The sequence below is a fragment of the Cupriavidus sp. 01T418 genome (assembly GCF_056398885.1).
In genome coordinates, this window is record NZ_JBFTQG010000015.1 from 105,875 (window position 1) to 131,386 (window position 25,512).

General features: G+C 61.1%; 20 protein-coding genes and 5 pseudogenes. 14 read left to right on the plus strand and 11 right to left on the minus strand.

What is annotated here, in order from left to right; all coding sequences use genetic code 11:
- Positions 1-10: 10 nt before the first annotated feature.
- Positions 11-1,024 carry a Bug family tripartite tricarboxylate transporter substrate binding protein gene (locus AC1DQ3_RS17155; protein ID WP_477121384.1) on the minus strand — a complete coding sequence of 338 codons (1,014 nt, stop codon included), beginning with the start codon at positions 1,022-1,024 and terminating at the stop codon, positions 11-13.
- 565 nt (positions 1,025-1,589) lie between these two features.
- Between AC1DQ3_RS17155 and AC1DQ3_RS17160 the strand changes: the two genes are divergently transcribed.
- From AC1DQ3_RS17160 to AC1DQ3_RS17180, 5 genes are all read left to right on the plus strand, one after another.
- On the plus strand, positions 1,590-3,233 hold the full coding sequence (locus AC1DQ3_RS17160; RefSeq protein WP_477121367.1) for a class I adenylate-forming enzyme family protein: 1,644 nt from the start codon (positions 1,590-1,592) through the stop codon (positions 3,231-3,233).
- 8 nt (positions 3,234-3,241) lie between these two features.
- Positions 3,242-3,889 (plus strand): glutathione S-transferase family protein, encoded by a 648-nt coding sequence (locus tag AC1DQ3_RS17165; protein WP_477121368.1) that lies wholly within the window; start codon positions 3,242-3,244, stop codon positions 3,887-3,889.
- Positions 3,890-4,054: 165 nt separating this feature from the next.
- Positions 4,055-4,717, plus strand: a complete 663-nt coding sequence (locus tag AC1DQ3_RS17170; protein ID WP_477121369.1) for a 3-oxoacid CoA-transferase subunit A — start codon at positions 4,055-4,057, stop codon at positions 4,715-4,717.
- Positions 4,714-5,397, plus strand: a complete 684-nt coding sequence (locus AC1DQ3_RS17175; RefSeq protein WP_477121370.1) for a 3-oxoacid CoA-transferase subunit B — start codon at positions 4,714-4,716, stop codon at positions 5,395-5,397. Before AC1DQ3_RS17170 ends, AC1DQ3_RS17175 begins: the two co-directional genes overlap by 4 nt.
- On the plus strand, positions 5,394-6,182 hold the full coding sequence (locus tag AC1DQ3_RS17180; RefSeq protein WP_477121371.1) for an enoyl-CoA hydratase-related protein: 789 nt from the start codon (positions 5,394-5,396) through the stop codon (positions 6,180-6,182). The genes AC1DQ3_RS17175 and AC1DQ3_RS17180 overlap by 4 nt, the downstream gene beginning before the upstream one ends.
- Before the next feature lie 121 nt (positions 6,183-6,303).
- Here the strand turns inward: AC1DQ3_RS17180 and AC1DQ3_RS17185 are convergent, their stop codons facing one another.
- Positions 6,304-6,900 (minus strand): flavin reductase family protein, encoded by a 597-nt coding sequence (locus AC1DQ3_RS17185; RefSeq protein WP_477121372.1) that lies wholly within the window; start codon positions 6,898-6,900, stop codon positions 6,304-6,306.
- A gap of 231 nt (positions 6,901-7,131) precedes the next feature.
- Between AC1DQ3_RS17185 and AC1DQ3_RS17190 the strand changes: the two genes are divergently transcribed.
- Positions 7,132-8,316: an acetyl-CoA C-acyltransferase gene (locus AC1DQ3_RS17190; protein WP_477121373.1), complete on the plus strand. Its 1,185-nt coding sequence runs from the start codon at positions 7,132-7,134 to the stop codon at positions 8,314-8,316.
- A gap of 99 nt (positions 8,317-8,415) precedes the next feature.
- Here AC1DQ3_RS17190 and AC1DQ3_RS17195 read toward each other — a convergent pair whose 3' ends face one another.
- A complete protein-coding gene (locus AC1DQ3_RS17195) occupies positions 8,416-10,212 on the minus strand; it encodes an acyl-CoA dehydrogenase family protein (RefSeq protein WP_477121374.1) in 1,797 nt (598 codons plus the stop codon).
- A gap of 109 nt (positions 10,213-10,321) precedes the next feature.
- Between AC1DQ3_RS17195 and AC1DQ3_RS17200 the strand changes: the two genes are divergently transcribed.
- Together AC1DQ3_RS17200 and AC1DQ3_RS17205 are read left to right on the plus strand one after the other, a co-directional pair.
- Positions 10,322-11,113, plus strand: coding sequence for a TetR/AcrR family transcriptional regulator (locus tag AC1DQ3_RS17200; RefSeq protein WP_477121375.1), 792 nt, complete (start codon positions 10,322-10,324; stop codon positions 11,111-11,113).
- A 94-nt stretch (positions 11,114-11,207) separates the two neighbouring features.
- Positions 11,208-11,323 (plus strand): annotated as a pseudogene (locus AC1DQ3_RS17205) (IS110 family transposase); the annotation flags it as partial.
- 623 nt (positions 11,324-11,946) lie between these two features.
- On the opposite strand, the gene AC1DQ3_RS17210 reads toward AC1DQ3_RS17205, so the two are convergent.
- Both AC1DQ3_RS17210 and AC1DQ3_RS17215 read right to left on the minus strand, forming a co-directional pair.
- The gene (locus AC1DQ3_RS17210; RefSeq protein WP_477121376.1) at positions 11,947-12,966 is read right to left on the minus strand and encodes an IS110 family RNA-guided transposase; all 1,020 of its coding nucleotides are present in this window, start codon (positions 12,964-12,966) and stop codon (positions 11,947-11,949) included.
- A 156-nt stretch (positions 12,967-13,122) separates the two neighbouring features.
- Complete coding sequence (locus AC1DQ3_RS17215; RefSeq protein WP_477121377.1) at positions 13,123-14,277, minus strand: IS110 family RNA-guided transposase; 1,155 nt, start codon at positions 14,275-14,277, stop codon at positions 13,123-13,125.
- A gap of 227 nt (positions 14,278-14,504) precedes the next feature.
- Here AC1DQ3_RS17215 and AC1DQ3_RS17220 point away from each other — a divergent pair, with 227 nt between their 5' ends.
- Positions 14,505-14,777 carry an IS66 family transposase gene (locus tag AC1DQ3_RS17220; RefSeq protein WP_477121378.1) on the plus strand — a complete coding sequence of 91 codons (273 nt, stop codon included), beginning with the start codon at positions 14,505-14,507 and terminating at the stop codon, positions 14,775-14,777.
- 196 nt (positions 14,778-14,973) lie between these two features.
- Here the strand turns inward: AC1DQ3_RS17220 and AC1DQ3_RS17225 are convergent, their stop codons facing one another.
- Positions 14,974-15,780: a GntR family transcriptional regulator gene (locus AC1DQ3_RS17225; RefSeq protein ID WP_477121379.1), complete on the minus strand. Its 807-nt coding sequence runs from the start codon at positions 15,778-15,780 to the stop codon at positions 14,974-14,976.
- Positions 15,781-15,939: 159 nt separating this feature from the next.
- Here AC1DQ3_RS17225 and AC1DQ3_RS17230 point away from each other — a divergent pair, with 159 nt between their 5' ends.
- The 4 genes and pseudogenes from AC1DQ3_RS17230 to AC1DQ3_RS17245 all read left to right on the plus strand — a co-directional run.
- Entirely contained in the window at positions 15,940-16,830 is an 891-nt protein-coding gene (locus tag AC1DQ3_RS17230) for an isocitrate lyase/PEP mutase family protein (RefSeq protein ID WP_477121380.1), read from the plus strand.
- On the plus strand, positions 16,827-18,242 hold the full coding sequence (locus AC1DQ3_RS17235) for a 3-isopropylmalate dehydratase large subunit (RefSeq protein WP_477121381.1): 1,416 nt from the start codon (positions 16,827-16,829) through the stop codon (positions 18,240-18,242). The genes AC1DQ3_RS17230 and AC1DQ3_RS17235 overlap by 4 nt, the downstream gene beginning before the upstream one ends.
- 18 nt (positions 18,243-18,260) lie before the next feature.
- On the plus strand, positions 18,261-18,881 hold the full coding sequence (gene leuD, locus AC1DQ3_RS17240; protein ID WP_477121382.1) for a 3-isopropylmalate dehydratase small subunit: 621 nt from the start codon (positions 18,261-18,263) through the stop codon (positions 18,879-18,881).
- Positions 18,882-19,092: 211 nt separating this feature from the next.
- Positions 19,093-19,499, plus strand: a pseudogene (locus tag AC1DQ3_RS17245) (PrpF domain-containing protein); the annotation flags it as partial.
- 80 nt (positions 19,500-19,579) lie between these two features.
- Here AC1DQ3_RS17245 and AC1DQ3_RS17250 read toward each other — a convergent pair.
- The 3 genes and pseudogenes from AC1DQ3_RS17250 to AC1DQ3_RS17260 all read right to left on the minus strand — a co-directional run.
- Positions 19,580-19,916, minus strand: a pseudogene (locus tag AC1DQ3_RS17250) (isochorismatase family protein); the annotation flags it as partial.
- Positions 19,917-19,990: 74 nt separating this feature from the next.
- A complete protein-coding gene (locus AC1DQ3_RS17255) occupies positions 19,991-20,449 on the minus strand; it encodes a MarR family winged helix-turn-helix transcriptional regulator (protein ID WP_477121385.1) in 459 nt (152 codons plus the stop codon).
- A gap of 813 nt (positions 20,450-21,262) precedes the next feature.
- Positions 21,263-22,180, minus strand: a pseudogene (locus tag AC1DQ3_RS17260) (ISNCY family transposase); the annotation flags it as partial.
- A 57-nt stretch (positions 22,181-22,237) separates the two neighbouring features.
- Here AC1DQ3_RS17260 and AC1DQ3_RS17265 point away from each other — a divergent pair.
- Positions 22,238-22,438 (plus strand): annotated as a pseudogene (locus AC1DQ3_RS17265) (IS630 family transposase); the annotation flags it as partial.
- 5 nt (positions 22,439-22,443) lie between these two features.
- On the opposite strand, the gene AC1DQ3_RS17270 reads toward AC1DQ3_RS17265, so the two are convergent.
- Together AC1DQ3_RS17270 and AC1DQ3_RS17275 are read right to left on the minus strand one after the other, a co-directional pair.
- Complete coding sequence (locus AC1DQ3_RS17270) at positions 22,444-22,917, minus strand: hypothetical protein (RefSeq protein WP_477121388.1); 474 nt, start codon at positions 22,915-22,917, stop codon at positions 22,444-22,446.
- A gap of 594 nt (positions 22,918-23,511) precedes the next feature.
- Complete coding sequence (locus AC1DQ3_RS17275) at positions 23,512-24,684, minus strand: porin (protein ID WP_477121386.1); 1,173 nt, start codon at positions 24,682-24,684, stop codon at positions 23,512-23,514.
- Positions 24,685-25,512: the final 828 nt, after the last annotated feature.

Consider the following 25,512-nt stretch of genomic DNA (forward strand, 5'->3'; position numbering starts at 1 on the left):
GAGCATGCGCTCAATCCAGTGTGGCACCCGATTCCTTCACGACGGCCTGCCATACCGGCAGGTCTCTCTGGTAGATGGCAGCAAATTCGGCAGAATCCGCGTAGTTCGCCGTAAAGCCAAGATTGCTGACTCGGTTCTTGAATTCTGGCAGGTTGGCTGCAAGCTGGACCTCCTCTGCCAAGCGTTGAACAACCTGCTTGGGAGTACCGGCCGGGGCGGCAATGCCCGACCAACCTACAGTCTTGAACACCTTATCGTCGAAGCCTTGCTCCGCCAGGGTAGGCACGTTGGGCAATGTCGGCAGGCGGGATGTGCCGGTTACGCCGATGGCCTTGACCTTGCCACTGGAGAGAAACATGCCCGCTTGCAGCCCTGTCGCGAAGCCCAATTGCACGTTTCCAGCGACAAGGTCCTGCACCATCGGTGCTTCGCCTCGATAGGAGACATGCGTCATTTGCGCGCCAGTCACCTCATTGAGCTTGTTGCCGCTCAGATGGCCAACCGTTCCAACACCCCAGGAGCCGTATGAGAGTTTGCCCTGGTTTGCTTTCAGGTATGCGCGCAACTCCTTGCCGTCCTTGGCGGGGATCTTCTCGTTGACCAGCAGTACAAGCGGAGAGTCTGCGATCTTTGCTACAAGGACGAGGTCTCGCTTCGGGTTGTAGGGAAGCTTCTTGTAGAGGAACTGATTGATCAGCAACTGGGAGCTTTGAGAGATGGACAGGGTATAGCCGTCGGGCGCAGCCTTTGCAACGTTATCCACGCCGATGATGCCCCCTGCGCCTGTGCGGTTGTCCACGACAACGGGTTGGCCCATGTGGGAGGACATGCGTTCCGCCAGCACTCGCGCCGTCGTGTCAAGCGCGCCTCCCGCGGAGAAAGGAACAACAAGCCGAATAGGCTTATTGGGGTAGTTCTTGTCAGCTGCCAGTAGAGGGTGTGAAAGGAGTCCAAAGACTGCGACTCCCATGCAGCTGATGCATGCTTTCCTGAGCATTTCATGTCTCCATCGTTGTTCCGCCATCAAGAGGCCGTACCACGCCTCTGAGTTATGGAACAATATACTGCTATGCAGTCCGTTGCATTCGCGTTTACCCGATATCAAACCGCAAATTGTGTGTGATTGAACCGCACTGCGGTTCAATGTGCGCGACCCCTGGCGCAGCTTTGTCTCATCGGCCTCCCTTCCACCGTGCGTGACCTGCAGCCGCCGGATTTGATCCCCGGATTGGCAGCGCGATACATGCTTGTCATGAAGACCGCCACGCAGTATATTGAACTGCATTGCAGTCTTGTTGCGCGCACTGGGAACCGGCCAATGCCATGTGACCAACTGTTCATCGGGACAGGCGCGTGTTTCTCGGTTGGCTCGCCGCCCGCACTAGAGCGGGCGGCGTTTATTGGGTCACCGTCTGGCGTGCTTCTACAGAACAGCTACGGCCTCGCGGAAATGCCGCCGCGTCGACGCGTGCCCGGCAGCGGTAACGGCAAAGATGCGCAAGCCCCTACTAAATGAGATGGGCCGCGAGACGAAGTAGCAGAGACTGAAACACCCGCCCAGTACCTACTGGAAGCACGAGGAGATCATCATGGCGTCATTGGCGGTCGGTCAGCCGGCGGCGGATTTGGCAAATCCATACCACGGCTACGACATTGCGACCTGGATAGTTGAACTTGCGCGTCGCCGCGGCGCGCATCCCTTTCTTGTCTGGGAGCCGTTCGAGGGACAGCCGCGAATCTACACTTATCAGTCTTTCCTTGACCTGGTCCGTAAGCTCGCTGGCGGCCTCGCGCGTCGTGGCGTGAAGCCCGGAGACCGGGTCATCGTGCATATGGAGAACTGTCCAGAGTCCATTCTCATGCGCTTTGCCTGTGCTTGGGCGGGAGCAGTATGTGTTGCCACAAATCCTCTCGCTGCAGGACCGGAGCTGGCGTATTTTGCGCGGTCCTCCGGAGCGGTATGCGCCGTAACGCAGTTGAAGTTCGCGGAAATGTTCGCGGAGCACTGCCCCGGTCTGTCGTGGGTCGCCATTGTCGATGACGAACCGGTGAGTCTGGCGTCCCATGGCTCAACGGATTGGTACGCGACCTTTTCCTCGCTGATTGGCGAAGCGCTGCCGCAGCGAGCGGCAGATCCGTCTGCTCCGGCCTCAGTGATGTTCACTACGGGTTCAACGTCCCGGCCTAAAGGCGTCGTGTGGACGCACGCCAACGTGCTCTGGGCGGCCGAAGTGAATGCCCGGCAGCAAGCGCTTCGAGAAGACGACACGCACTTGCTGTTTCTTCCCTTGTTCCATGTCGTTGGGCTCTCGTGGTGCTTCTTCTCCACCATGTGGGCAGGCGGGACGATCGTTCTTCAACCACGCTTCTCCCGCAGCAGATACTGGCCGGTGGCACTGAAACACAAGGCTACGGTCGGCTCGCATGTTCACTTTACGCTCGCGGCCCTGCGAAGCGAGCAAGTGGCGGCGCACTCTTTTCGCCGCTGGGTCACCGCCATGCATGATCACGCCGCGGCGGCCCACTATGGGGTCGATCTGGTCGCAGGCTGGGGGATGACAGAGGTGCTTACCCAAGTCCTCGTATCTCGGCCAGAGCAGGGTACGCTTGCGGGAGGAATTGGGCGACCGAGCCTCTACTATGATGTCAAGGTAGTCGATGATGATGGGCGCCCGGTTCGGCCAGGCGAAGCCGGAAACCTGCTGGTGAAGGGTCTTCGCGGGATGTCGATCTTCAGTGAATACGATGGCGATATCGCAGCGACCGATGCATCGTTTGACGACCAGGGCTTCTTTATGACGGGAGACCGCATTCGCCTCCATGAGGATGGGTGGTTTGCGTTCACCGACCGTGTCAAGGATGTGATCAAGGTTCGTGGTGAGAACGTTTCAGCAGCCGAAGTGGAAGCTGCCGTCTTGAAGGTCCCGGGTGTCCGGGAGGTTGCAGTGGTTGGCAAGCCGTGCCCAATGCAAGGCGAGGTCGTGGTGGCATTCGTTGGCCATTTGTCGGCGCTTTCGGATCAACAGATGGAAGCACTACCTGAGGCCATTCGCGAGCACTGTGCTCGCAATCTCGCTCAGTTCAAGATCCCCACTGAAATCCATCTGGTTGCGAAGCTACCGCGTATCGGCATTGGCAAGCTTGCCAAGGCTACCTTGAGGGAGTGGGCATCGTCGAGCGGGGCCGAGAGATCCGGGCACGGCGCCCCGCAATCGGCGCTTGAAAGCGAGTGAGCGCCAGCATGATCGAACTCTATCACTGCGCGAGATCCCGGTCCTTTCGGCCCCTGTGGATGCTTGAGGAGCTGCAGCTCCCCTATGCGCTTCATCTGCTTCCCTTTCCACCGCGCATTCGGGCCAGGGAGTATCTTGCTATCAACCCGCTCGGAACGGTGCCGTACCTCATCGACGGTAGTGCCAGAATGACTGAGTCGAGTGCAATCTGCCAGTACCTGGCGGAGGTCTATGCACCGGGACAGTTCAGCATTCGTCCTCAGGAAGCCACGTACTCACGGTATCTCAATTTTCTGAGTTTCGGAGAAGCAACGCTCACCTTTCCCGTGGCCATCTTCATGCGCTACTCCCGCCTGGAGCCGGATGAACGGAAGCTGCCGCAGGCCGCGACTGACTACAAGCGCTTCTTCCTGGGGAGATTGCGAGGTGTTGATGCCGTTGTCGCCAATGAGGAGTATGTCTGTGGCGACCGCTTCACGGCTGCGGACATATCGATCGCATATGCCCTCCAGTTCGCCGCCATGAATGGGCTGCAGGATGAATTCCCGGAATCCGTCGCCCGTTATCATGCGCGCCTGAAAACCAGGGCTGGGTACCAACGCGCACTGCTTGTCGAAGCCACGGCGGAAAATCAGGAAGGGAAGGAGCAGCCTTGAGGCGCCGGTAGTGCGCAAGGAGCCCTGCCGCGAGCCGCCGCTGCGCAAAACGGGCCGCTCGGTTGGCCGGACATGATGTGCATAAAAAATAACGGTGTTAAGATAAAACTTGCCGCTCGGATGTCGATGGCGCCGGGTACTCTCCACATTCAACGAGACAAGAGAATGATCGACAAGATCGTCCACCATGCGCAAGCCGCGGTGCAGGGCATCCGCGATGGCGCCACCATCCTCGTCAGCGGATTCGGCGATGCCGGCACGCCGCATGCGCTGCTCGACGCGCTGGTGACGCAGGGTGCCCGGGACCTCATCATCATCACGAATAACGCCGGCGGCGGCAACACGGGACTTGGTGCGCTGCTGGCGGCTGGCCGGGTCCGCAAGCTCGTGTGTTCCTTTCCACGTACCCTTGGTGTATCGGTATTCGACACGCTTTACGCGGAGGGCAAGGTCGAGCTGGAACTGGTGCCGCAGGGCACGCTGAGCGAGCGCATCCGCGCCGCCGCGGCGGGCATTGGCGGGTTTTTCGTGAAGACAGGCGCCGGCACGCAACTCAGCGAGGGCAAGGAAACGCGCCAGATCGACGGGCAGACCCATGTCTATGAAGAGCCCTTCAAGTGTGACGTGGCCCTGATCCGGGCCGATCGCGCGGACCGCTGGGGCAACCTGACCTATCGCCTGTCGGCGCGCAACTTCGCGCCGGTGATGGCGCCCGCTGCGCCGCTGACCATCGCGCAGGTGCGTGAGGTAGTCGCGCTCGGGGAGATCGGGCCCGAAGAGGTCGTCACGCCGGGCATTTTCGTCAGCCGCGTATGGAGCCAAGCATGAGCTCGGACCTTCGTCAGCAAATCGCGAAGCGGGTCGCCGCCGACCTTCCCGAAGGCGCATGCGTGAATCTCGGGATCGGCCTGCCCACCATGGTGGCCGACCACATCCCGGCCGGGCGCGAGATCATCTTTCACAGCGAGAACGGCCTGCTGGGAGTGGGCCCCGCACCAGCACCCGGACAGGAAGACCCGGATCTGATCAACGCCGGCAAGTTGCCCGTCACGCTGCTGCCGGGCGCGTCGATATTTCATCACAACGACTCGTTCATGATGATCCGCGGGGGCCATATCGACTACGCATTGCTTGGGGCGTTCGAAGTCGCCGCCAACGGCGACCTCGCCAACTGGTCGACCGGCAACGACACCAAGCTGCCGGCAGTCGGCGGGGCGATGGACCTGGCCGCCGGCGCGAGCGCTGTATGGGTGCTGATGGAACATTGCACCAAGGACGGCAAGCCGCGCATCGTGCCGCGCTGCAGCTATCCGCTCACCGCGGCGGGCGTAGTCAAGCGCATCTACACCGAGCTCGCGGTGATTGACGTCGGCCCGCACGGACTGACGGTGCGCGAACTCGCGCGGGGCGTCAGCTTCGAGCGGCTCCAGAGCCTGACCGGCGCGCCGCTGCGCCTGGGCGCGGCGGATACACACGGCCTATCGCCAATGGAGCAAGCAAGCGCATGAACTACGACACCCTTTCCCTCACTGTCGCCGACGGCATCGCCGCACTGACCCTCAACCGGCCGGCCGCGCTCAACGCGCTCTCGATGCAAATGCTGGTCGAACTGCGCGCGGCGCTCAAGCTGGTAGCGGGCTCGCCCGATGTCCGCTGCCTCGTTCTCACCGGCGCGGGGCGCGGCTTCTGCACGGGTGTCGACCTGACAGCCGAGCGCGTCGGCCTCAACCCGGGCGACCCTGACGAGTTCCTGCGCGACTATTTCATCCCTCCCTACCAGTTGCTCGCGTCGCTCGGCATTCCCACCATCGCCGCTGTAAATGGCCCCGCGGCCGGTGCCGGCATGAGCCTGGCGCTGACCTGTGACATCGTCATCGCGGCTGAGTCCTCCTACTTCCTGCAGCCCTTCGCCAACATCGGTCTCGTGCCTGACCTGGGCTCGAGCTGGTTCCTGCCGCACATGGTTGGCAAGTCGCGGGCGGCGGGGCTCATGCTGCTGGGCGAGCGGCTGCCTGCGAAGACCGCGGCCGAATGGGGGCTGGTCTGGAAGTGCGTCAGCGACGATGCGCTGTCCACCGAGGTCAAGGCCGTGGCAGAGAAGTTCGCGGGCGGCGCGCAGCTCAGCCACACGCTCATCAAGCAGCTGTTGCGCCAGGCCTTCCAGAACGATATCGGCGTGCAGATGCAGCGCGAGGTTGAGTACCAGCGCACCTGCATCCGCAGCGCAGACCACGCCGAGGCCCGTTTGGCCTTCGCGGAAAAGCGCAAGCCCGTGTTCGCGAGCAAGCCATGAGCGCTGCGCGGCTGCAAGGGGTTCAATGACCGACGGACGGGTGCGATGCCATCTGACTTGATTTCGTCAAACGGCTGCACCCCCATTGCGGCCATGTCGCGTCATTGCTGCCTGCGCGGCCTCAGCCGGCGGGGGCCTTGACGATCACAGGGCCAATGGCGCCGTAGACCGGGCCGGCCAGCCGGGACAAGGGACGCAACACCTTGCTGTCGATTTTGTTTTCGTTAATCAGCCCGTCGCGCGAATGGATGCGGACCAATTCGGCCACGATGAAGTCCGAGGTGGGGCCGAACTGGATGGTCTGCGACAACCTGCACTCCAGGGCCAGCGGTGCATCGCGCAGCCGCGGCACCGAGATGTCCACGCTGGGCAGCAGGGGCAGGCCGAGCAGGTCGGCCTCGCTGATGTGCGGCGGATGCGGGAAAGCGCTGGCGTGCAGCGCATCGACCTGGGTTTCGTCGGCGATGTGTACCACCAGTTCGCGGTTGGCGATGGCGTTGCGCGCGGAGTCCTTGCGTGACCCGTCCACGTTGAAGGCCATGTTGATGCCCAGCAGCGGCGGGTTGTAGCAAATGATGTTGAAGGTGCTGAAGGGAGCGAGGTTGACAAGACCCTCGTCCGAAATCGTCGTAACCCATGCAATGGGTCGGGGCACGATCATGCAGTTCATGAGCTTGTAGATCTCAGCCCTCGACAGTTCCGACACTGACTGTTCCATTCGAAGTTCCTTCATGCTGGTCCGGTGACCATGTCGTACTATATATTAACGGTGTTAATTTATAGAAAAATAAGGATTTACGCTAGTGCTCGATAGACCGTGCTGTCTGCGCCCTGGCCTTTGAGGCTTGAGGGATACCTCGGTTCGCAGGCCATCTTTCGTAACTTGCGGAAGTTATGTTACTAGCGTTAACATCGGCATTCAACCTCCTGCCGGAAAGGAAAAACTGAAATGACCCGAGAAGCCGTCTTCGTCTCCACTGCACGTACGCCCCTTGCCAAATCGCACCGAGGCGAGTTCAACATCACCGATGGCCCGACGCTGGCCGCCTTCGCCGTGCGCGCGGCGGTGGATCGCGCCGGCATCGATCCGGCAATGATCGAGGACCTGGTCATGGGCTGCGGCTATCCTGAGGGCACCACGGGCCGTAATGTGGCGCGCCAGACCGTGGTTCGCGCAGGCCTGCCGATCGGCATCGCCGGTACTACCATCAGCCGGTTCTGCGCTTCGGGCTTGAATGCGATCAGCATCGCGGCGGGCCGCATCGTCAGCGAGGGTGTGCCAGCCATGATCGCCGGCGGCGTGGAAAGCATCTCACGCATCCGCACCCGCGAGGATGGCGAGAATGGCATAGACGGCTGGATCTCCGAGTACAAGCCCGATCTCTACATGTCGATGATCGAGACCGCCGACATCGTCGCGAAACGCTATGGCATCAGCCGGGAGGCGCAGGACCGCTTCTCGCTGGAAAGCCAGCGGCGGACTGCTGCAGCGCAGGCCGAAGGCCGCTACAAGGCGGAAATCGTGCCGTGCACAACCGTCATGTCCGTCACCGACAAGGCGACCGGCGCCGTGACTCGCCGTGAAGTGACGGTGGAAGCCGACAATTGCAACCGCCCCGGTACCGCTTACGAAGGCTTGGCCAAGCTCGAACCGGTGCGCGGCAAGGAGCACTTCATCACCGCCGGCAATGCATCGCAGCTATCCGACGGTGCCTCGGCCTGCGTGATGATGGAGGCGGGCGAGGCTGCGCGCGCTGGCATCACCCCGCTGGGCGCCTTCCGCGGCATGGCGGTGGCGGGCCTGGAGCCTGACGAGATGGGCATAGGCCCGGTCTACGCGGTGCCCAAGCTGCTGGCGCGGCACGGCCTCAAGGTGCAGGACATCGGCCTGTGGGAGCTCAATGAAGCCTTTGCTTCGCAGTCCATCTACTGCCGTGACAGATTGGGTATTCCCGACGAAATCCTGAATGTCAACGGTGGCGCGATTTCGATTGGCCATCCTTTTGGCATGACGGGCGCTCGCCTGGCGGGCCATGTCCTGATCGAGGGCAAGCGCCGCGGCGTGAAGTATGCCGTCGTGACGATGTGCATCGCCGGCGGCATGGGTGCTGCAGGCCTGTTCGAGATCTACTGAGATCCATCGACTCAGGCAGGCCAGGAAGACCGACGGCGCGGGCCGCCGGTCTCTCAGCTTCGAGACCTCAGGCAAGCGGCTGGCCGGAGCTTCCGGTCCTCACAATTCCTCGGTGGTGTGGCCCATCAGCACCGAGGCATTCGCGTGGATGCCCAGGCGCAGCGAGCCGGTCTGCGCAAGCAGGTATTCACCATAGAATTGCGCTGTCTTGATCTTGCCGGCATAGAAGGCAGGGGATTCGTCGCCCTTGGCAGCGAGGGCGGCGGCACCCATCTGCAACCAGGCAACGCCGAGTGCCACCAGGCCAAACAGGCGGAGGTAGTCGCTCGCGGCCGCAGCGGCGGCTACGGCGTCCTCGCGGCTGCGCCGCTGCATCAGCACGGTCGAATCCTCCAGGTGGCGCGCCGAGATGGCCAAGGCCTCGCAGAGCGATCGCAACTCGGCCTGCTTCTCATGTTGGCTCACCAGCGCAATGGCTTCTTCCAGCCAGTCTGCGACCACCTTGCCTTCCTCGAGGGACAGCTTGCGGTGCACCAGATCCAGTGCCTGGATCGCGTTGGTTCCTTCGTAGAGAGGCACGATCTGCGCGTCGCGCAACAGTTGCTCCATCCCGTTTTCGTGGATGTAGCCATGCCCGCCGAAGATCGTCATACCGAGACGGGTCACCTCCACCGCGCTATCGCTGAGAAAGCTTTTGATCACCGGCGTGAGCAGCGCGAGGCGGTTCTCCGCACGTGCCCGCACTTGCGGATCGGGATGGCGGCTGCGAATGTCCAGCCCGATCGCCGCGTTCGTGTACAGGGCACGCGCGCCTTCGGTGAGGGCCTTCATCGTCAACAGGTTCTTGCGCACGTCGGGGTGTTGCACGATGGGGTCGGCGCCTTCGCCCGCCGTGCGCACGCCGCCCGGTGCCCGGCCCTGGCGGCGCTCCAGCGCGTAGAGGCGCGCATTCTGCAGTGAGAGTTCGGCGACGCCGATGCTCTGCACGGCCACGCCGATGCGGGACGAATTCATCATCGTGAACATCGCCTTCAGGCCGCCGTTCGGCTCGCCCACCAGCCAGCCCAGCGCATCGTCGAAGGCGAGCGCGGCTGTGGCGGACGCACGGATGCCCATCTTGTGCTCGATGGACGTGCAGGAGACGCCGTTGTCGCCATGCGCCGGCAAGGCGGTACCGTCGCTTCGCGGCAGCTTCTTGGGTACCAGGAAGAGGCTTATCCCCCGGGTGCCCGCGGGTGCGTCGGGCAGGCGCGCGAGCACCAGATGCAGAATGTTCTCCGCCAGGTCGTGATCGCCGCCCGAGATGAAGATCTTGCTGCCGTTGATCCGGTAGGTGCCGTCTGCGGCCGGCGTGGCACGCGTGCGTAGCCGCGCGAGATCCGAGCCGCCATCGGCCTCGGTGAGGCACATGGTGCCGGTCCAGCGGCCGTCTACCAGCAACGGCAACAGCTGCTTGCGCAAGGCGTCCGAGCCGTGTGCCAGCAGCGCACGGTAGGCGCCCTGCGACAGGCCGCCGTACATGCCGAAAGCCATCGAGCCCGCGCCGATGATTTCACGCACCAGGGTCGACAGGGTGATTGGCAGACCCTGCCCGCCGTAGGCCGGATCCCCCGCCAGGGAGGGCCAGCCGGCATCGCGGTAGGCCTGGTACGCCTGCGCATAGCCGCGCGGCGTTCGCACCGTGTCGTCCTGGCGCGTGCAGCCTTCGTCGTCGCCGCTATTGTTGATCGGCAGCAGCACCTCGCGCGCGAACACGCCGGCGCTTTCCAGCACAGGCATAACGAGGTCCATGGTCGCCTCCTCGCAGCCAGGCAGCGAGGCGACGCGTTCTTCATAGGCCAGAACCTCCTGCAGCAGGAAGCGGAATTCAGCCAACGGGGCTTCGTAGGAGGGCATGCGGATCTTTCCTAAGGGATTGCAGCAGACGGCTTCTATGTTAACGATGTTAATTCATGAGGGCAATCGGCAATTCAGCGTAGTCTGATGGACTGTTAAGATTGCAGCCATGGAAAATGAGAAAACCCGAACGAAGGCTGCCGATCGGGCCGCGATAACCGGCGCGGCGCGCAAGGCAGAGAAGAAGGCGGCCGCTACGGCCCTCCCCGTAAAGGTGAAGCGCGTTCCCGGGGCCGCCAAAGCCGCCAGAGCCGCCAGAGCCAGCAAGGAGTGCGATTTACCAGCGCCACGCCCCTACCACCACGGCAACCTGCGCGAAGACCTGGTGCGTTGCGGCAAGGAGCTACTGAGCAAGGTCGGCCTGGCCGAACTGAGCTTGCGGCGCATTGCCAGCGAGGTGGGCGTGTCCCAGGTGGCACCCAAGCACCACTTCAACAACAAGGAAGGGCTGCTTGCGGCYATCGCGGCCAGCGGCTTCCGCGACCTCGGGGAGTACCGCCTCTCGCGATTGCGTCCCAACATGTCGGCCGAGCAGCGCCTGCGAGAACTGCTGTCGGCCTACGTGGCCTTCGCAACGCTTCATCCCACGCTGTTCCACCTGATGTTCGCCCCGCAGTTCCGTTCGCCTGAAACGCACGCGGAACTCAATGAAGCGGCCAGCCAGTCTTATCACATGGTGGCCAACGCCGCCGCGGGCTACCTGGCCGCTCGGGGCAAGGCTGACGAGGCCAAGGCGCATGAGGTGGCGCGCATTGGGTGGATGTGCATGCACGGCGTGGCGACGCTGATCATCGAGAACAGGATCAATCCCTTAGGCGCCCCAAAGGTGAGCCGTGAGCAGCTTACCAGCCAGGCGCTCGACCTGGTGTTCGCGGGCATCCGTGGCCTGCACGGCGTCTAGACAGAATGTATTGACCTGCCGCACCTCAAGCGGCGTGGATTAGGCTTGAGGTGGGTTAAACCAAGGCCCAGAGCCACAATTGAGGGGGCAGGTCATGGACAAGTTTAGCAAGTACGTGGGCTTGGATGTCCACCAGGAAACGATCGCCGTTGCGGTGGCGCAGGCAGGCGGCGAAGTCATACCCCGGAGGCCATCAAGAAGCTAGTCACATAACTCAAGCGAGACGGGGCTCGGCTTTCGCGTCCAGGTCGTGATTCAGAATTTTGCTGCCGGACCAGCGCATAGAGCTTTCGACAGATTCCTATGAAGTTGTGGTCTCCGACCGTGGGCGTAGCAAGGCTGTCGTTTGCCATGTATCAAGCATGCTCGAAGAGCATTTGAAATGCCGCGCGGCCAGCATAGACATCCCACGTTGATATGACTCCCGGTGTCAATTGGAATCGGTTTTGATCGTTATGTTCATGGTTGCTATCGAACTTCCTGAGGGCGGCGTAGCAGTAACACTCGACGGTGGATCACGCTGATATTCGCGGGTTGGTTGCCGCATTACAGAGGTCTACATGAACGTCCCCCGTTTGCGAAGGTCTTCGTTTGTTCTGACTGACAGGATGGTTGCAGCTCTACATTCGGCCTTTTTGCAGCCTATTTCGCTGCGGGCCCCGATGAAATCCGCTGACTCGCGCCTCATTCCGCCGACGAGCTGAAAGCTCTCTCTGTAATCCAGGCTTGGCGAGTCCCGGTCCGACCTGTCTTGTCATCACACACGATTGCCACCGCAAACTTTCGACGTCTCACTCCTGGAAAAAGTTATTCCTCTGCTCAGCAGAAAATGATCATGCCGGCCTTACGCTCACGTAACCATTCTCATACGGATTACCGTGAGCGAGAACCGCCCAGATTGTGCGCGCCATTTTGTTGGCTATTGCTACGATGGCTACATTGGAGGGCCGCCGTTTAAGGATCTGAGCGACCCATGGGCCGGGATCCTTCGCATGCGATAGAACGCTGCGCGCCCCGTGAATCAGTAACGTTCGCAAATACGTATCCCCTCGCTTGCTGATTCCCAACAAAACAACCTTCCCGCCCGTACCCACCTGTTTCGGCACCAGGCCAAGCCACGCCGCGAATTCTCGGCCGGACGCGAATGACTTCGGATCGCCCATCGTTGCGACAGCCGCGGTCGCTGTCAGAAGACCTACACCTGGTATAGCAGCTATGGCTTTGCAGGCCTTGTCATCTTTCAGCCATGTCTGCAAGCGTCTCTCGATGTCGGCGATCTGTTTGTCGAGATTCTCGAGATCATTCCACTGTTCGCGCAGTGAATCGATCGGCATTGTGGGCAGCCGACCGGCGAGCCTCTCCAGCACGCCCGGGATTGCCTTGTCGAGCGCCGCTCGAGTCTTTCCCATCACTTCGCCGTATCCGGTCAGCAGGCCGCGCAGGCTGTTCATTTGCATCGTACGAAACTTGAGCTTCTGTTGCCGCATCCGGTGCAGTGCCAATACGGCTTGCTGGGCCTCCGTCTTCACCGCGACCGCCTTGCTGGGCATCTGCGTGGCTATCCAGATCGCGCGAGCATCGGCCGCGTCATTTTTGTTGCGGATGTTGAACGCCTTGGCGAACTTCGCGGGTATCAGCTTTACCTGATGCCCCATCGCGATCAGTCGTCGGGCCCAATGCTGCGCACCACCGCATGCTTCCATGCCGACCAGGCATGGAGCGCGATTCGCAAAGTGCTCAAGAAACGCCGCCCGCTTGATCGCCTTGTTGACGATCTCGCCGGTGTCCGGATCGACCCAGTGCAACTGCATCACGCTCTTGGCAATATCCACGCCGACTGTCGCATAGTTCATTTTGGATGCTCCGGTTTGCCTTGGGAAATTGTCATGATCTCCCATCTTGGGCACTCTGATGCCGTCGGCCCGTGAGGAGCCACCTCCTGCATTCCTCACCGGCGATGGGTGGGGGACGTTCATTTCATTCCGTCTCATGAGCCTGCCGCTTTCTTACTACGCAGGTCGGCTAATGTGTATTAGCTGGGACTCGATCTGACAGATAGTCGGGGTGTTGAATCGAGAAGCGCGACTCAATGCGGGATCAGTGTCTCCTTGGCGAGCCACAGCGACGATTGCAACGTGCGCGCTCTTCCCTCTGGCTACGAGCTTGCGGTATCGGCGGCACAACCGCAACTGCGCGTCCCATGCCCGATCGATAATAGGTTTGGGTATGCCTTCATGTCGGCGCTGGATATCGACGCATACGCGTGCCGGGTCCCGGTAGCTCCATGCCGACTCGACCAGTAGTTTTCTTGCATAGCTGTTGCCCGTCTTCGTAATGCAGCCTTGCCGTCGTTTGCCACCAGATGAGTGTTCCGACGGTGTCACGCCGAGCCACGCCATCAGCTGTCGCGGGCGTTCGAAACGCGACAGATCGCCGAGTTCGGACACCAGTCCGACCGCCGAGGTGAACTGGATGCCGCGCATTGCTTGCAAGGCCAGCACAGCGGGATAGAATCGCCAGTCGACGACGGCTTCACGCAGTGCCACTTCCGGCCGTTCGCATTGCGCAATCCGTTCCTCGATCGTGCGGCGGTGCTCGTTGAACGCCAGCTGCTGCCAGCCGCTGTCGAATGTGAACGTGCTCAACCAGCGTCGGTGTGTCGGGCCCCAGTCTGGACGACCGAGGTAGTGCACGCCGTGCATGAGCAGGAACGATTTCAATCGGCACCGCGCTTGCTTCAGGTCCTCCCTGGCCGATGACCAGGCGCGGGCCAGGTCTCGAAACGCTTCGTCCTCTATGGCGGGTACGTGCACAGCGGAGAGATCGCCCGCCCGCAGCGAACGCACCAATTTGATCGCGTCACGCCGGTCGGTCTTGACGCGATCGCCCGGCTTACGCGGGATCAATGACGGTGCGCACACCATGCAGTCGAATCCCTTTTCAACCAATCGTCGGTGGAGACCGCGGCCGCAGGGACCAGCTTCGTAGACCACGCAGATGCGCCTCGATTTCGCCTGCAGACGCTTGCAGAGCCGGTCCAATTCCATTTGTGTCGTGCCGATCTTGCCCAGGAGTTCCACGTCGCCCATGCCGATCGCGTACGCAACCGTGATCGAGTCCTTGTGAACGTCCAGTCCCACATACAGCGTGCTATCGTCTTCCATGCTGGCCTCCGCGTTGGAAACGAACCGTTGAGTGGCGGCTTTGCCACACTCAATGCGGCTCTGGCAGCAATGCTAACCCGCGCTTACTTCCCCGCGGCGGCCAGCCTCGCTGCGACGGGAGTCATACTGACTTACTTCCATAAAACAATCCATTGAATCGTCGGCGATTGCCGTGATGGTGACCTGGACCGAGAATCTGGATACCAATGACGACATCGGAGACGGTAATGCCCTTCTACAACATCATTTGCCCCTCGGGTAAGCCCAACGCGACGCTGGACCGTTTGCTCAGACGCATTCACAAGAACAAATCCGAGCTGCTCTTGGTGCTTGAACGCCCCGAGATCCCACTGCATACCAACGGCAGTGAACGCGATATTCGCGACCACGTCAAAAAGCAGAAGATCAGTGGCGGCACGCGCAGCGAACTCGGTCGTCAATGCCGTGACACCTTCTCGAGCTTGAAGAAGACCTGTCGAAAGCTGCGAATCTCGTTCTGAGACTACTTGGTCGACCGCATCTCACACACCAATCACGTTCGCCTCCTTCCCCACATCCTCGAACAGCGCATCGCTCTCTCCACCTGAGCCGCGTGGTGCCGTTTGCCCCGCTTTATTGAGAAGTTACGTTCTGAGCCCATGAGCTGAAGGCACCGTCGCCCCTGCTGGCGCTGCCGCCGAGGGGGAATTGCACGGCTCACACGGGTGGCATCGGAGCGTCGTGGGCTATTTGCCCAGCACCAAGTGTGTTCACGCTTTCGATTGGCACGTCCATAAGGACGCGGCTGCGCTCGGGCGACAAATGAATGGTTAGATGCTGCACAGGCTGACGATCGACGTCGTATAGCAGCCGCGTCATGCGCAGCAAAGGCGAGCCTACCTCAACGTTCAGGAGTCGAGCGTAGTGGGGATCGGCGGGCACCGCGGTGATCTCCTGCACCACCCTCCCGAAGCGGACGCCTTGGGACATCAGGATCTCATAGAGGGCCTTCTTTTGAAGCTTGGCTCGGGTGATCCCCTTGCCGAGCCGTTCCGGCACCCATGCGTCGGTGATCATCGCCGGATGCCCTTCAGTCGAGCGCAGCCGCTCAGCGTGTACCGCGCGCTCGCCTGGCTCTAGTTGCAGTTGCAACGCGACCACGGGGGGCGGTTCGGCCCTCGCATGGAGGTTCAGCACGGTCACCTGCGTGGCCTGCGCCTGCTTGCGCAGCGAGTCTACAAAGCCCAGTGTCGCTGCCGGCCGCTGGGGGGGCAGGTCTTGGCGGACAAAAGTGCCCAGTCCCTGCTTTTTTTCTACTAGTCCCTCTGCTTCCAAGTCGGCAACCGCACGGCGCACCGTGATGCGGGAAACCTTAAACAGGTCACCTAGGCGTGCTTCGTTCGGGATGGTGGCGCCCGGGGGGTACAGGCCGCGCATGATCTGCTCGCGCAACACCACGAACAGTTGCTGATGCAACGGCAAGCCTGCTCCACGGGATGCGCCACTTCCGGCCTCAAGATTCATTCGTACCTTCCAGCGAAAAAGAAAAATAGTACCACCCTCACATCATTATACTTATAGGACGTTATATATTTAGAACCACTGAGTGATAGGGACGAGCCGCGCGTCGTTCCGGGCCTTCGAGATCACAAAGCTCCTGCCATCAACCCTGGAAACCCTCATATGACTTCATCTCTTTCCGCTCGCAAGCAACTCCGAGCGTTACTTGCTTGCGATGCGTTGCTTGCAGCACCCGGCGGGTATGACGGCATTACGGCTCGCATGATCGAACAAGCAGGCTTCAATGCGGTCTACATGACCGGCGCCGGCGTCTCGGCTTCCCGCGGTTTCCCAGACTTCGGTTTGCTGACTCAGACTGAGATGGCACAAGCTGCGGGAGTGGTGGCCCAAGCAGTGTCTATTCCTGTGATTGCCGATGCCGACACTGGCTACGGCAACGAATTAAACGTTACGCGGACTATTCGCGACTACGAACGATCGGGCGTAGCCGGTTTCCACATTGAGGATCAGGTAGCACCCAAGCGCTGTGGCCACCTAGACGGCAAGGAGATTGTTTCTCGCGAGGAGTTCGTGGCGAAGATACGGGCTGCAGTATCAGCACGCACCGATCCTGACTTCGTGATCATCGCGCGCACAGATGCGCGCGCGGTCGTGGGCTTCGACGAAGCCATAGACCGAGCAAACGCCGCGCTGCGCGCTGGTGCCGACATGGCGTTTGTCGAGGCGGCTCAAAGCATGGAGGAGCTGGCGTTAATCCCGCGTCGTGTCGAAGGCCCTTGCCTGCTCAATATCGTACGCGGTGGCAAGACACCCGATCTGTCTCTCGATGTCGCAGAGGAACTGGGCTACCGTCTGGCGATCCTGCCCAGCTTGTTGATTGGCGCTGTGATGGAGTCCTGCGACCAGACCCTGCGTGGCCTGCGCGAAACGCGTAAGCCACCTGTATCGGCTAACGTCATGCCAGTGGCGGAGCGCTTTCGCCGCTTTGGGGCTGACGAATGGAATGCGCTGCGCACAAAGTTCCGCGACCCTGCCGACGAGGAGAGGCAATGAAGGACGCTTCAACCTATTCTCCCGCCCAACCGACCACTTTGTTCGACAAGATCTGGCGGGCTCACGTAGTTGAGGAACTTGACGAAGGCTGGGCGCTGCTGCACATCGATCGTCAGTTGCTGCACGATATGTCTGGCTCGCGCAGCCTTCAGGAAATGGAGACACGTAGCTTGCTAGCGGCACAGCCGCAACTAAGCTTCGCCACTCCCGATCACACTGTGTCAAGCGCACCTGGCCGCAGCAGTGAAACCACGCCCTTGTGCGGTCGCCTGGAGGACGGCGCTCGCAGGCATGGCATCCGCTTCTTCCCCCTTGGCGTCAGCGGCCAAGGCATCGTGCACGTGATGGGGCCGGAACTAGGAATTGTGCAGCCGGGCGCTACGGTGATCTGCGGAGACAGTCATACGTGCACCAACGGCGCACTTGGCGCGATAGCCTTCGGCGTGGGCTCGTCTGAGCTCACCCATGCGCTGGCTACTCAGGTGCTGATGCAGCGCAAGCCGCGCAACCTGCGTATCCGTTTCGACGGTTGCCTGCCGCCGCATGTGACCGCCAAGGATATGATCCTGCAAGCAATTGGCAAGCTCGGGGCTGCTGCCGGCACTGGCTACGCTGCCGAATATGCCGGCCCGGTGGTCGAAGCACTGTCGGTTGAAGCTCGCATGACGCTCTGCAATCTCTCCATCGAGATGGGAGCTCGCTTTGGCTTGGTGGCACCAGACGAGAAGGTATTCACGTATCTTGCCGGCCGCCGCTTCTCGCCCGCAGCGGCCATCTTCGACCAAGCCGTAGCGCACTGGCGCACGCTGCGCACGGATTCAGGTGCAAGCTTCGACCACGAAGAGGTTATTGATGTTGCCGGGCTGGCTCCCCAGGTGACCTGGGGCACAAGCCCCGAGCAGGAGACTGCTGTTGACAGCATCGTGCCATTTGACGACGAGGAGGCAGACCCGTCCCGGCGCGAAGCATGGCGCGATGCCCGCGCCTATATGGGGCTGGAAGCGGGCGCGCGACTAGCAGGCCAGCGCATCGATCGTGTCTTCATTGGCTCCTGCGCCAATTCGCGTCTGGAAGACTTACGCACCGCCGCGGTGCTGCTGGGCCGCGCACACGTGGCGCCCCACGTCGAGGCCTGGGTCGTTCCCGGTTCGGAGGATGTCAGTCGCGCGGCACGGGCCGAGGGGCTCGACGAAGCGTTCCGCACCGCCGGCTTCGAATGGCGCGAACCGGGTTGCAGCATGTGCGTGGCGGCCAACGGTGAGACCGCTGCGCCGGGTCAGCGCGTCGTGTCCACCTCCAACCGCAACTTCGTCGGCCGTCAGGGTCCGGGGGTGCGCACCCACCTGGCGAGCCCGGCGACAGCTGTCGCCAGCGCTCTGGCCGGCGAGATCGCCGATCCTCGCCAACTCTAGTCTATGGAGATCTAACAGATGGAGCCATTCACTACTGTACGGGGTCCCGCAGTCCCACTGATGCTTGACAATGTCGACACCGACACCATTATCCGCATCGAGCACCTTTCGACAGCCACAAGGGGCGAGCTCGGTCCCTGCGCCATGGAGGCGCTGCGAATACGGTCAGATGGCACGGAAGCCCCAGATTGCGTGCTCAATCGGCCGCCATTTAGACGCGCCCCCATTCTGTTGGCAGGCCGAAACTTTGGCTGCGGCTCCTCCCGGGAGGGCGCCGTGTGGGCACTTGCCGACAGCGGCGTGCGCTGCGTGGTCGCCGAAAGCTTCGGCGATATCTTCCACGCCAACTGTTTCCAGAATGGACTGCTTCCAGTCACCCTGCAGCGCGATTCGCTGGAGGCGCTGGCGCGCGAAGCAGCACTTGGTGCGCCGGTGAAAGTAGATCTGCGCACCCTGCAGATCGCATTCCCAGCGGGCACCGTCTTGTCCTTCACGCTGGATGCCCTCAAGCGCGCCGCACTTCTAGAGGGACTCGATGACCTCAGCTACACGCTGCGCAGGCGCGACGGCATTGCCGCGTGGCAGGCTAGAGACCGCCTCGCGCGACCTTGGATCTGGGATCCGGTCGCCCCAGATTGAATCACCTTGCGGCGCGGCCGGCGGTCGCCGCCCGCTGCGACGGCACACAACAAAGGAGACAAACGTCACCCGAGCAGAATGACGACGAGCAAGTCGCAATCGAATGCACACTGATGCGCGGCGGCACTAGCAAGGGGCTGTACTTCCGCGCCGAGGACCTGCCGCCGTCAGGGATTCAGCGCGAGTACCAGGCGCAGGCGCGGAGATTTTCATGGATTACCGCGCCACGACTGGCGCTAAGACCGGTCACGTGCTGCCCACCGGCCGACCAGTCGACCGTATCGCAATGGAAGATGGCCGGTCGATCGAGGCAACTTTGGGCGATGTGGCGAATCCCTGTGTGTTCGTCAGAGCCGCGGATGTGGGCTGCAGCGGGAGCGAGTTGCCCGAAACAATCAATGCAAACGACGCGTTGATCGCCACACTGTGCGAATTGCGCGGGAAAGCTGCGCAAAAGCTGGGTCTGTGCGCCGACTGGCGCCAGGCGGAGACTCTCCGGCGCTACCGCTGGTCGTGATGGTAGCACCTGCGGCCCCGTACTGCGACAGTCAGGGACACTTGGTGCCTGCTGGTCAAATGGACCTGCGGGCGCGCCTCGTCTTCTACAACAAGTGTCACGAGAGCATGGCTGGAACCGGCTCGATGTGCACCGCTGCGATGTCCCGTATACCGGCAATCACAACCTGCGTGACGGCCTACTTCCTGAGATACGCCTCGAGGTCCGTATTCGTGAACGCCCCCCAAGGTCCGCTTGGTGACCGTGTGGTCATCCGGCGGCCGGTTCAGCTCGGGCACCAGATCGGTCCATCCTGCAGGAAGATCGCCAAGTCTGCGCCCCTGTTCCGCCCGGCCCGGCGCGCCCCCGGCAACGTTGACCAGCACTACTGGCAAGCCATGGCTGCGGAATGCGGCAGCCAGCGCCGCGGCATGCCTCACGACTACGTCGACCGGGTGCGCGACAGGGAGGGAGACGATTCCCTGTTGCAGATCGATGGCGACGAGGGCGGTCTTTCGATCGAGGATGGTGGCGGCCATGGCGTTTTCGCTTGGTGGATATTTGGTGGATAGGGACTGCGGGGAGCCCGGAGTGGGGCGCGGGGAGGGGCCGGTTACGCATCGACCAGCCGTTTGAGCAACGCGATGCCGGCCGCAAGGTCGTCTTGCTCGGCTGGCGCGAGTCTCGTTCGAATGGCACGGTATAGCCAGTCTTCCCGGGCCGCACGCGTGGCAAGGATCATTTCCCGGCAGGCAGGCGTGATCGACAAAATGTTCTGCCGTCCGTCGGACGGATCCGGCGTGCCGGTCACAAGCCCCGAGGCCTCCAGCACGGCGATCGTGGCGCCCATCGACTGCGGCCGCATACCATCGGCCCGCGCAAGGGTTGTCACTGTGGCAGGGCCATCGCGCTCCAGGCGGCCAAGTACCGCCATCTGGGACCAGGTCAGCGCTCCCGGATGCACTTCTTCGCGCAGGCGCCGCTTCAGCTGGCCGATCAGGATACGAAGGTCCGCAGCAAGCACCGAGGCGCGTGCGGCATCCGTATCACTGTGTTTCTCGGTGGTGTTCATCTCCTCAATGTAGCCGATACGAAGGAATACTACAAAGGTCACCTTCATAGTTTCTCGACACTCAGGCTGGCCAGCCACGAATCGGAGGATGTGCCAGACCCTCTTCCGGCACAGCGCAAATACGAAGCGCGTTGAGCGATGAAGCAACGTGATCGGGTTAAATCGGAATTGGGCCTAGCAGGTTGCTGAAGTACTTACCGCACAAGCGGCGAGGCTTCCCTCCGTAAGGCTGATGTGTTCGCTATTTTTCACAATCCGGAAGCTGCGCGTCCCTTCATCGACTTTTCGAACATTTGGCGCCCGTTTCTGGCCTCATTACCGTGATTACTGGAACTGCGGACGGATTTGTCCCAGCGAGCGCATGCGCACCAAGTTGTACGCTGCCATGCTCAACACAAACATCTGGTTACCCAAGTAAGAACGCTTGCAGCAATAGAGGAGAGTAGACCCTGGCTTCTTCCGACATAGCTATTCTGCTGATGGTTGCTCTTGGTGTTATCTATGGCTTTCTTCGAAGCAAACGTCCAAGAGAAAGGAAAGACATATCTAGGTGGATAGGGATGGGAGCGATCGCGGTTCTAGTACTTGGCTTAGTGCTCTCCGGCCTGAATAGGTGGGAAGCGCTAACGTGGATCTTTGGCCTGTTGCTTATGCTTACCCTGCCTGCCATTGGGCTCTTCGCCATTGGTACCGTGCTCGGTTCAGCGTTTGGAATGAAAAAGCAGAGAAGCGACTAGTGACCAGCAACTCTTCAGGGAACTCCCGGTCAGCGAATATTCGGCATCGGAGCGCTCCTCTCCCACGACCGTTAGTTCTCGGTCCATTGAGCGGGCATGACTGCTTCTGCAAGCGCAGCAGCGCTTCCAACATGTCATTCTGATCCAGCGATCGTTGCGCCTTCTTGCCGGGTGGCCGTCCGCGTTTGCGCGGTGTCCCATCGGTGCTTGGCACAGCCTGAGAGCGACGGCTGTCACGCTTCTCCTAAACGTATTGCGCCATCTGCAGGACGTGTCCGAGCCGCTTGTTGTCGACGATCGCACCTTGATCGACTTCCGACAATCGGTCGTAGATAGCGTAGGGAAGGGCAGTGCCGTTCGCCCGCGGCTCGATTCGTCCATCCGGGTAGTGATAAGCGTCGATGTAACGGCCCGCCAGCTTGCGATGCTCCGGCGTGTCGGCAAGCAAGTAGAGCATCTTGTCGTACTGGATCGTCAGGCTCTTGGACACGCAGCGCGGTTCGCGCCAGGTGAAGATCAGGTCCAGGTTCTCATCCGGGTGCAGCGGCCGATGAACGTCGTGGCTGTTGCGCGGCACCTTGGCAAAGCGGGCGTTGTAGTCGGCGATGAATTCCGGCATGAATGTGTTGGCTGCCTCCATCGTACTGATGCCGCGCAGACGCAGTTCCTTCACGAGCCGGTCCTGCAGCGTCAAATGCGTGCGCTCGACACGTCCTTTGGCCTGGCTGCTGTTGGCACAGATCCCCTCGATGTTCAGTTCGAACAGGGCCCGGGCAAACTGGGTGTGGCCGTCACCACAGGTCGCACTCGGCTTGTTGACCCAGAACACGCTGGCCTTGTCGCTGTAGAACGCCACCGGCCTGCCATGGCGCTCCAGGTAGGCCCGTGTTGCGGCGAAGTACGTGAAGGTCGATTCCGAGTGGGTAAAGCGCAGATCCATGATGCGACTCGTGGCATCGTCGACGTAGACGAGCAGCGTGCAGGCCTGCGCCCGGTCTTAAGGACGATGGAACGGTTGTTGACAGTTGAGGGACTGCGTCGTCGGCGGCGGGAGTACAAGGTCTCACGCGATCGGAAGTTCGTCGAGAGCTTGAGGATATCGTGGGCCGGTACATGTGGCCACCCCGAGCATGCGCTGGCGCTGTGCTGCGACGAGAAGAGGCAGGTGCAAGCGCTGGATCGCAGACAGCCTGGGCTGCCGCTAAAGAATGGGCGCGCGGCCACCATGACCCACGACTGCAAGGGCAATGGCAAGCATCAAGACAGGTTCGCTGGCCGCTTACCGTCCGCCCCGTTTGCGGCGTTGGTATTGGTACGACGGACGCGGAAGAATCGAGCGGTGAATGCCGCAGCCTGCTGCATTGCGAGCCGTTTTACCAAGTCACTCAACGGACCCAGGGTAGCAGACGATACCCTACTATCGGTCAGCGCTGCCTCTTTGATTGAAGTGGCACAGAGGCGCTTTCGTTCAGCATTCGCGAGCGCGTTGTGATAGTTTCCACTCGCAACCGCTAAAGCCTGCGCGTAGATCGCCTGCGCATTCGCGATCGCTTGCAGATCCCCCGGTGCAGTGTATCTAAGTGCCTTGTAGAACTCTGAATCCGAACGTTCATTCTCCCGCTTCAGCTCGTTTCTGGCGGCCCGAGTCGCGATCTCAAACTCTTCCTCCGCATCCCTGCTGGCGGCAGGCGGTGACTCGGTTGACCACGAGCAATACGTCGAGTGCGTCATGCATCCCCCTTCTAGTGGAGTCGGTACTGACTGACAATGCCTAGGTAAATGCCACCAACTGAGGAGAAGCCCCGCTCAGCCAGTGCGACATACCTACAGTGGCGTCCGTCCCGCTCGCGACCGAAAACCAGTCCGTCCAATACTTCTGACTTGTGCTCTGACATAGGTGTCCACGTTCATGGACGGGCAAACCTAGCTCTCTGCCTGATTGCTCAGTGCCAGATGCTGTCGAATGACCGCATACACTCGACATAGCTTCCCTAACGACCCTCCCTGCAACTCCCTGCATCGCGTCAAGACGGTAATGACCGGACCATTACACCCATAGCGCCTAACACGGGGTGATCGTACTTTCCGTGCATTTTCTGGCGGTTTGGCCCGGAAAGTGCCGATCTATCAAGTACTAACAAATGCTACGATCACGCGCGACTCAGTCCGCAGGAAAGGCTTGCTGCAGGCGGCTGCGAGCCCAATTACCGCCATTTTTCGCACGGAAAGTACGATCACCCCAAAGAAAGGCCCAATGCCGTGAGGCAGGGCCATGAGTTCCCGGCAAAGCCATGAAACGCTCACCAGGATGGAGACAATTGCAGTTCAGAACTTGTGACGAATGCCGGCGGCGACGCCGACCTGGTTATTGTTCCCCTGGGCGAGTGGATAGCCAATCGCATAGCCCGTCGCCGCAGAGTCGAAATTCAGTCCGGCATTCTTCACATAGGCCATCGACAGGTAGACATCCGTGCGCTTCGAAAAATTGTAGTCGGCCATGAAACTGACTTGCCACGGATCGGGCGGATTGACTGCGGGCGCTGATGGAGTGACTCGCAGTGTCTTCATGTTGTCATAGTAATACGCGAGGCTCAGCGCAAGCGCCGTGCTCACCTGATAGTTCACGCCCATCCAGTAGAAATCGTCACGCTGGAGCGTTATGCCGAGAGAGTTCTCGCTGTTGCCCCAGCGATAACCGCCCGTGAGTTTTGCCGGGCCAACGGCATAGCTGACGCCAACAGCGGCCTTTTTAACTCTTCCTGCATTGCCGACGGTGTCCGCCGGATTCCACTGATCGTAGACGAGGGTTGCACCGAAAGGACCCGAGAGATAAGTCAGCGCAGCACCATATGCGCTGTTGTCACGGAAATGGCCGGGGGTTTCGCCCGCCCCTCCTGCGGTCAGCGAAGTCACGCCAAGGGTGCCGAAACCGGTGCCGAAGCTCCAGTGAGCCTGGGCCGTCAGAGGGCCGAAGTCGATCGCATACTTGATCATATTGTCCTGTCGTGTCGCTGGGCCCAGTTGCACGTTCGACGGTTCATATAGTGGCGCATATGCAAGTGGGTCGAAGCTGGCCAAGGCGTCGAACATCGTCGAGTATTGACGACCGAAGGTTAGCTTGCCGAAACCCGCCTTCTGAAATCCCACAAAAGCCTGGCGACCAAACAATCTCCCTCCTTGTGCCGAAATACCAGTGTCGAGACCAAAGCCGCTCTCCAGTATGAAGAGCGCCTGCAAGCCGCTACCCAGGTCTTCCACCCCACGAAGCCCCCAACGAGGACCTGACAAGCCGCCGGTGGAAACAAGCGCCGCGCGCCCACCACCCGGCTGCTGCGTCACCGCGCCGGTCGTTGCATTGACGGTCGGGTTCTTGCTGGCCACATGACTGACGTACTCGATCGCTGTGTCCGCCACACCATACAAGGTCACGCTCGACTGCGCGTGCGCGGCCGCCGAAACGGTACACAGCGCCATCAGCGCGATCTTTGTTTTATTCATCATTTATGTCTCTCCTCCAGTGAAATGCCTTTGCGGGAAACGACATCGGCGTGTAGGGATCCGCTCTGGTCGCTCTCTTCAAGATTTCAGCTCTGTCATTCGACGAGTCGTCGCTTGTTCACCTCCTTTGTGTGTTCCTCACCGCAGATGACCTCATGCGCAAAGGACGCTTCAGTGCGCGGCCGCGGTTGCCTCCGATACCTGGCCCTTGGCCGRCCTGCGCGAGCTCGGCCATCGTCAGCGACTGGGGGCCGGTCAATTCGTAGATCTTGCCGATATGCGGCTCTGGGTTGGCCAGCACAGCAGCGGCGGCGGCGGCAGCCCCCACGCCGGCGGTGGCGATCGGCGAGGTCTTGCCGACACGGCGGACTGGCTACACCCGGTCAACGCAGCGACGCCTGGCGCAGTCGCTGCCCCGGGAATACGGTAAATCAAGTATGTTGAAAAATACATAGTGCCACGGTTTTTTGACTATGTCAAAAAAAACATAGTCATTCCGCGTGCGCGTTGACGCAATCAAGGAGCAATGCGAGTGAGTGATCTGAAGGAAGCCAGGTCAAGCAAGGAATAGCCGCTGAAGCATGTTCTTCTTGCCGGGATACATAGCCAGCCGCGTTCCGGCTATGAACTGACCAAATGGCTGCGCGTGCGCCAGGCGGAAATCCGAAAACCAGGTCGATAAAACCCCGGTGGCACCCGCGGGATCTGTGGGTAGGCCGGTCGCTGCGGAGGTAGGTGCGTCAGTCATAGTAAGGTGCCGCGGATGAACGAGATTTCCTGGCCTCGCGCGAGTCGTCGCGAGAGGCCGCTGTTGGCGTTGATCAGTGA

Coding starts and splice junctions, on each gene's coding strand:
- AC1DQ3_RS17175 (WP_477121370.1), top strand. CDS start 4,714: ATGAGCTCGGACCTTCGTCAGCAAATCGCGAAGCGGGTCGCCGCCGAC.
- AC1DQ3_RS17270 (WP_477121388.1), bottom strand. CDS start 22,917: ATGACGCACTCGACGTATTGCTCGTGGTCAACCGAGTCACCGCCTGCC.
- AC1DQ3_RS17180 (WP_477121371.1), top strand. CDS start 5,394: ATGAACTACGACACCCTTTCCCTCACTGTCGCCGACGGCATCGCCGCA.
- AC1DQ3_RS17190 (WP_477121373.1), top strand. CDS start 7,132: ATGACCCGAGAAGCCGTCTTCGTCTCCACTGCACGTACGCCCCTTGCC.
- AC1DQ3_RS17195 (WP_477121374.1), bottom strand. CDS start 10,212: ATGCCCTCCTACGAAGCCCCGTTGGCTGAATTCCGCTTCCTGCTGCAG.
- AC1DQ3_RS17230 (WP_477121380.1), top strand. CDS start 15,940: ATGACTTCATCTCTTTCCGCTCGCAAGCAACTCCGAGCGTTACTTGCT.
- AC1DQ3_RS17165 (WP_477121368.1), top strand. CDS start 3,242: ATGATCGAACTCTATCACTGCGCGAGATCCCGGTCCTTTCGGCCCCTG.
- AC1DQ3_RS17210 (WP_477121376.1), bottom strand. CDS start 12,966: ATGAACTATGCGACAGTCGGCGTGGATATTGCCAAGAGCGTGATGCAG.
- AC1DQ3_RS17215 (WP_477121377.1), bottom strand. CDS start 14,277: ATGGAAGACGATAGCACGCTGTATGTGGGACTGGACGTTCACAAGGAC.
- AC1DQ3_RS17235 (WP_477121381.1), top strand. CDS start 16,827: ATGAAGGACGCTTCAACCTATTCTCCCGCCCAACCGACCACTTTGTTC.
- leuD (WP_477121382.1), top strand. CDS start 18,261: ATGGAGCCATTCACTACTGTACGGGGTCCCGCAGTCCCACTGATGCTT.
- AC1DQ3_RS17170 (WP_477121369.1), top strand. CDS start 4,055: ATGATCGACAAGATCGTCCACCATGCGCAAGCCGCGGTGCAGGGCATC.
- AC1DQ3_RS17255 (WP_477121385.1), bottom strand. CDS start 20,449: ATGAACACCACCGAGAAACACAGTGATACGGATGCCGCACGCGCCTCG.
- AC1DQ3_RS17220 (WP_477121378.1), top strand. CDS start 14,505: ATGCCCTTCTACAACATCATTTGCCCCTCGGGTAAGCCCAACGCGACG.
- AC1DQ3_RS17225 (WP_477121379.1), bottom strand. CDS start 15,780: ATGAATCTTGAGGCCGGAAGTGGCGCATCCCGTGGAGCAGGCTTGCCG.
- AC1DQ3_RS17155 (WP_477121384.1), bottom strand. CDS start 1,024: ATGGCGGAACAACGATGGAGACATGAAATGCTCAGGAAAGCATGCATC.
- AC1DQ3_RS17160 (WP_477121367.1), top strand. CDS start 1,590: ATGGCGTCATTGGCGGTCGGTCAGCCGGCGGCGGATTTGGCAAATCCA.
- AC1DQ3_RS17185 (WP_477121372.1), bottom strand. CDS start 6,900: ATGGAACAGTCAGTGTCGGAACTGTCGAGGGCTGAGATCTACAAGCTC.
- AC1DQ3_RS17275 (WP_477121386.1), bottom strand. CDS start 24,684: ATGAATAAAACAAAGATCGCGCTGATGGCGCTGTGTACCGTTTCGGCG.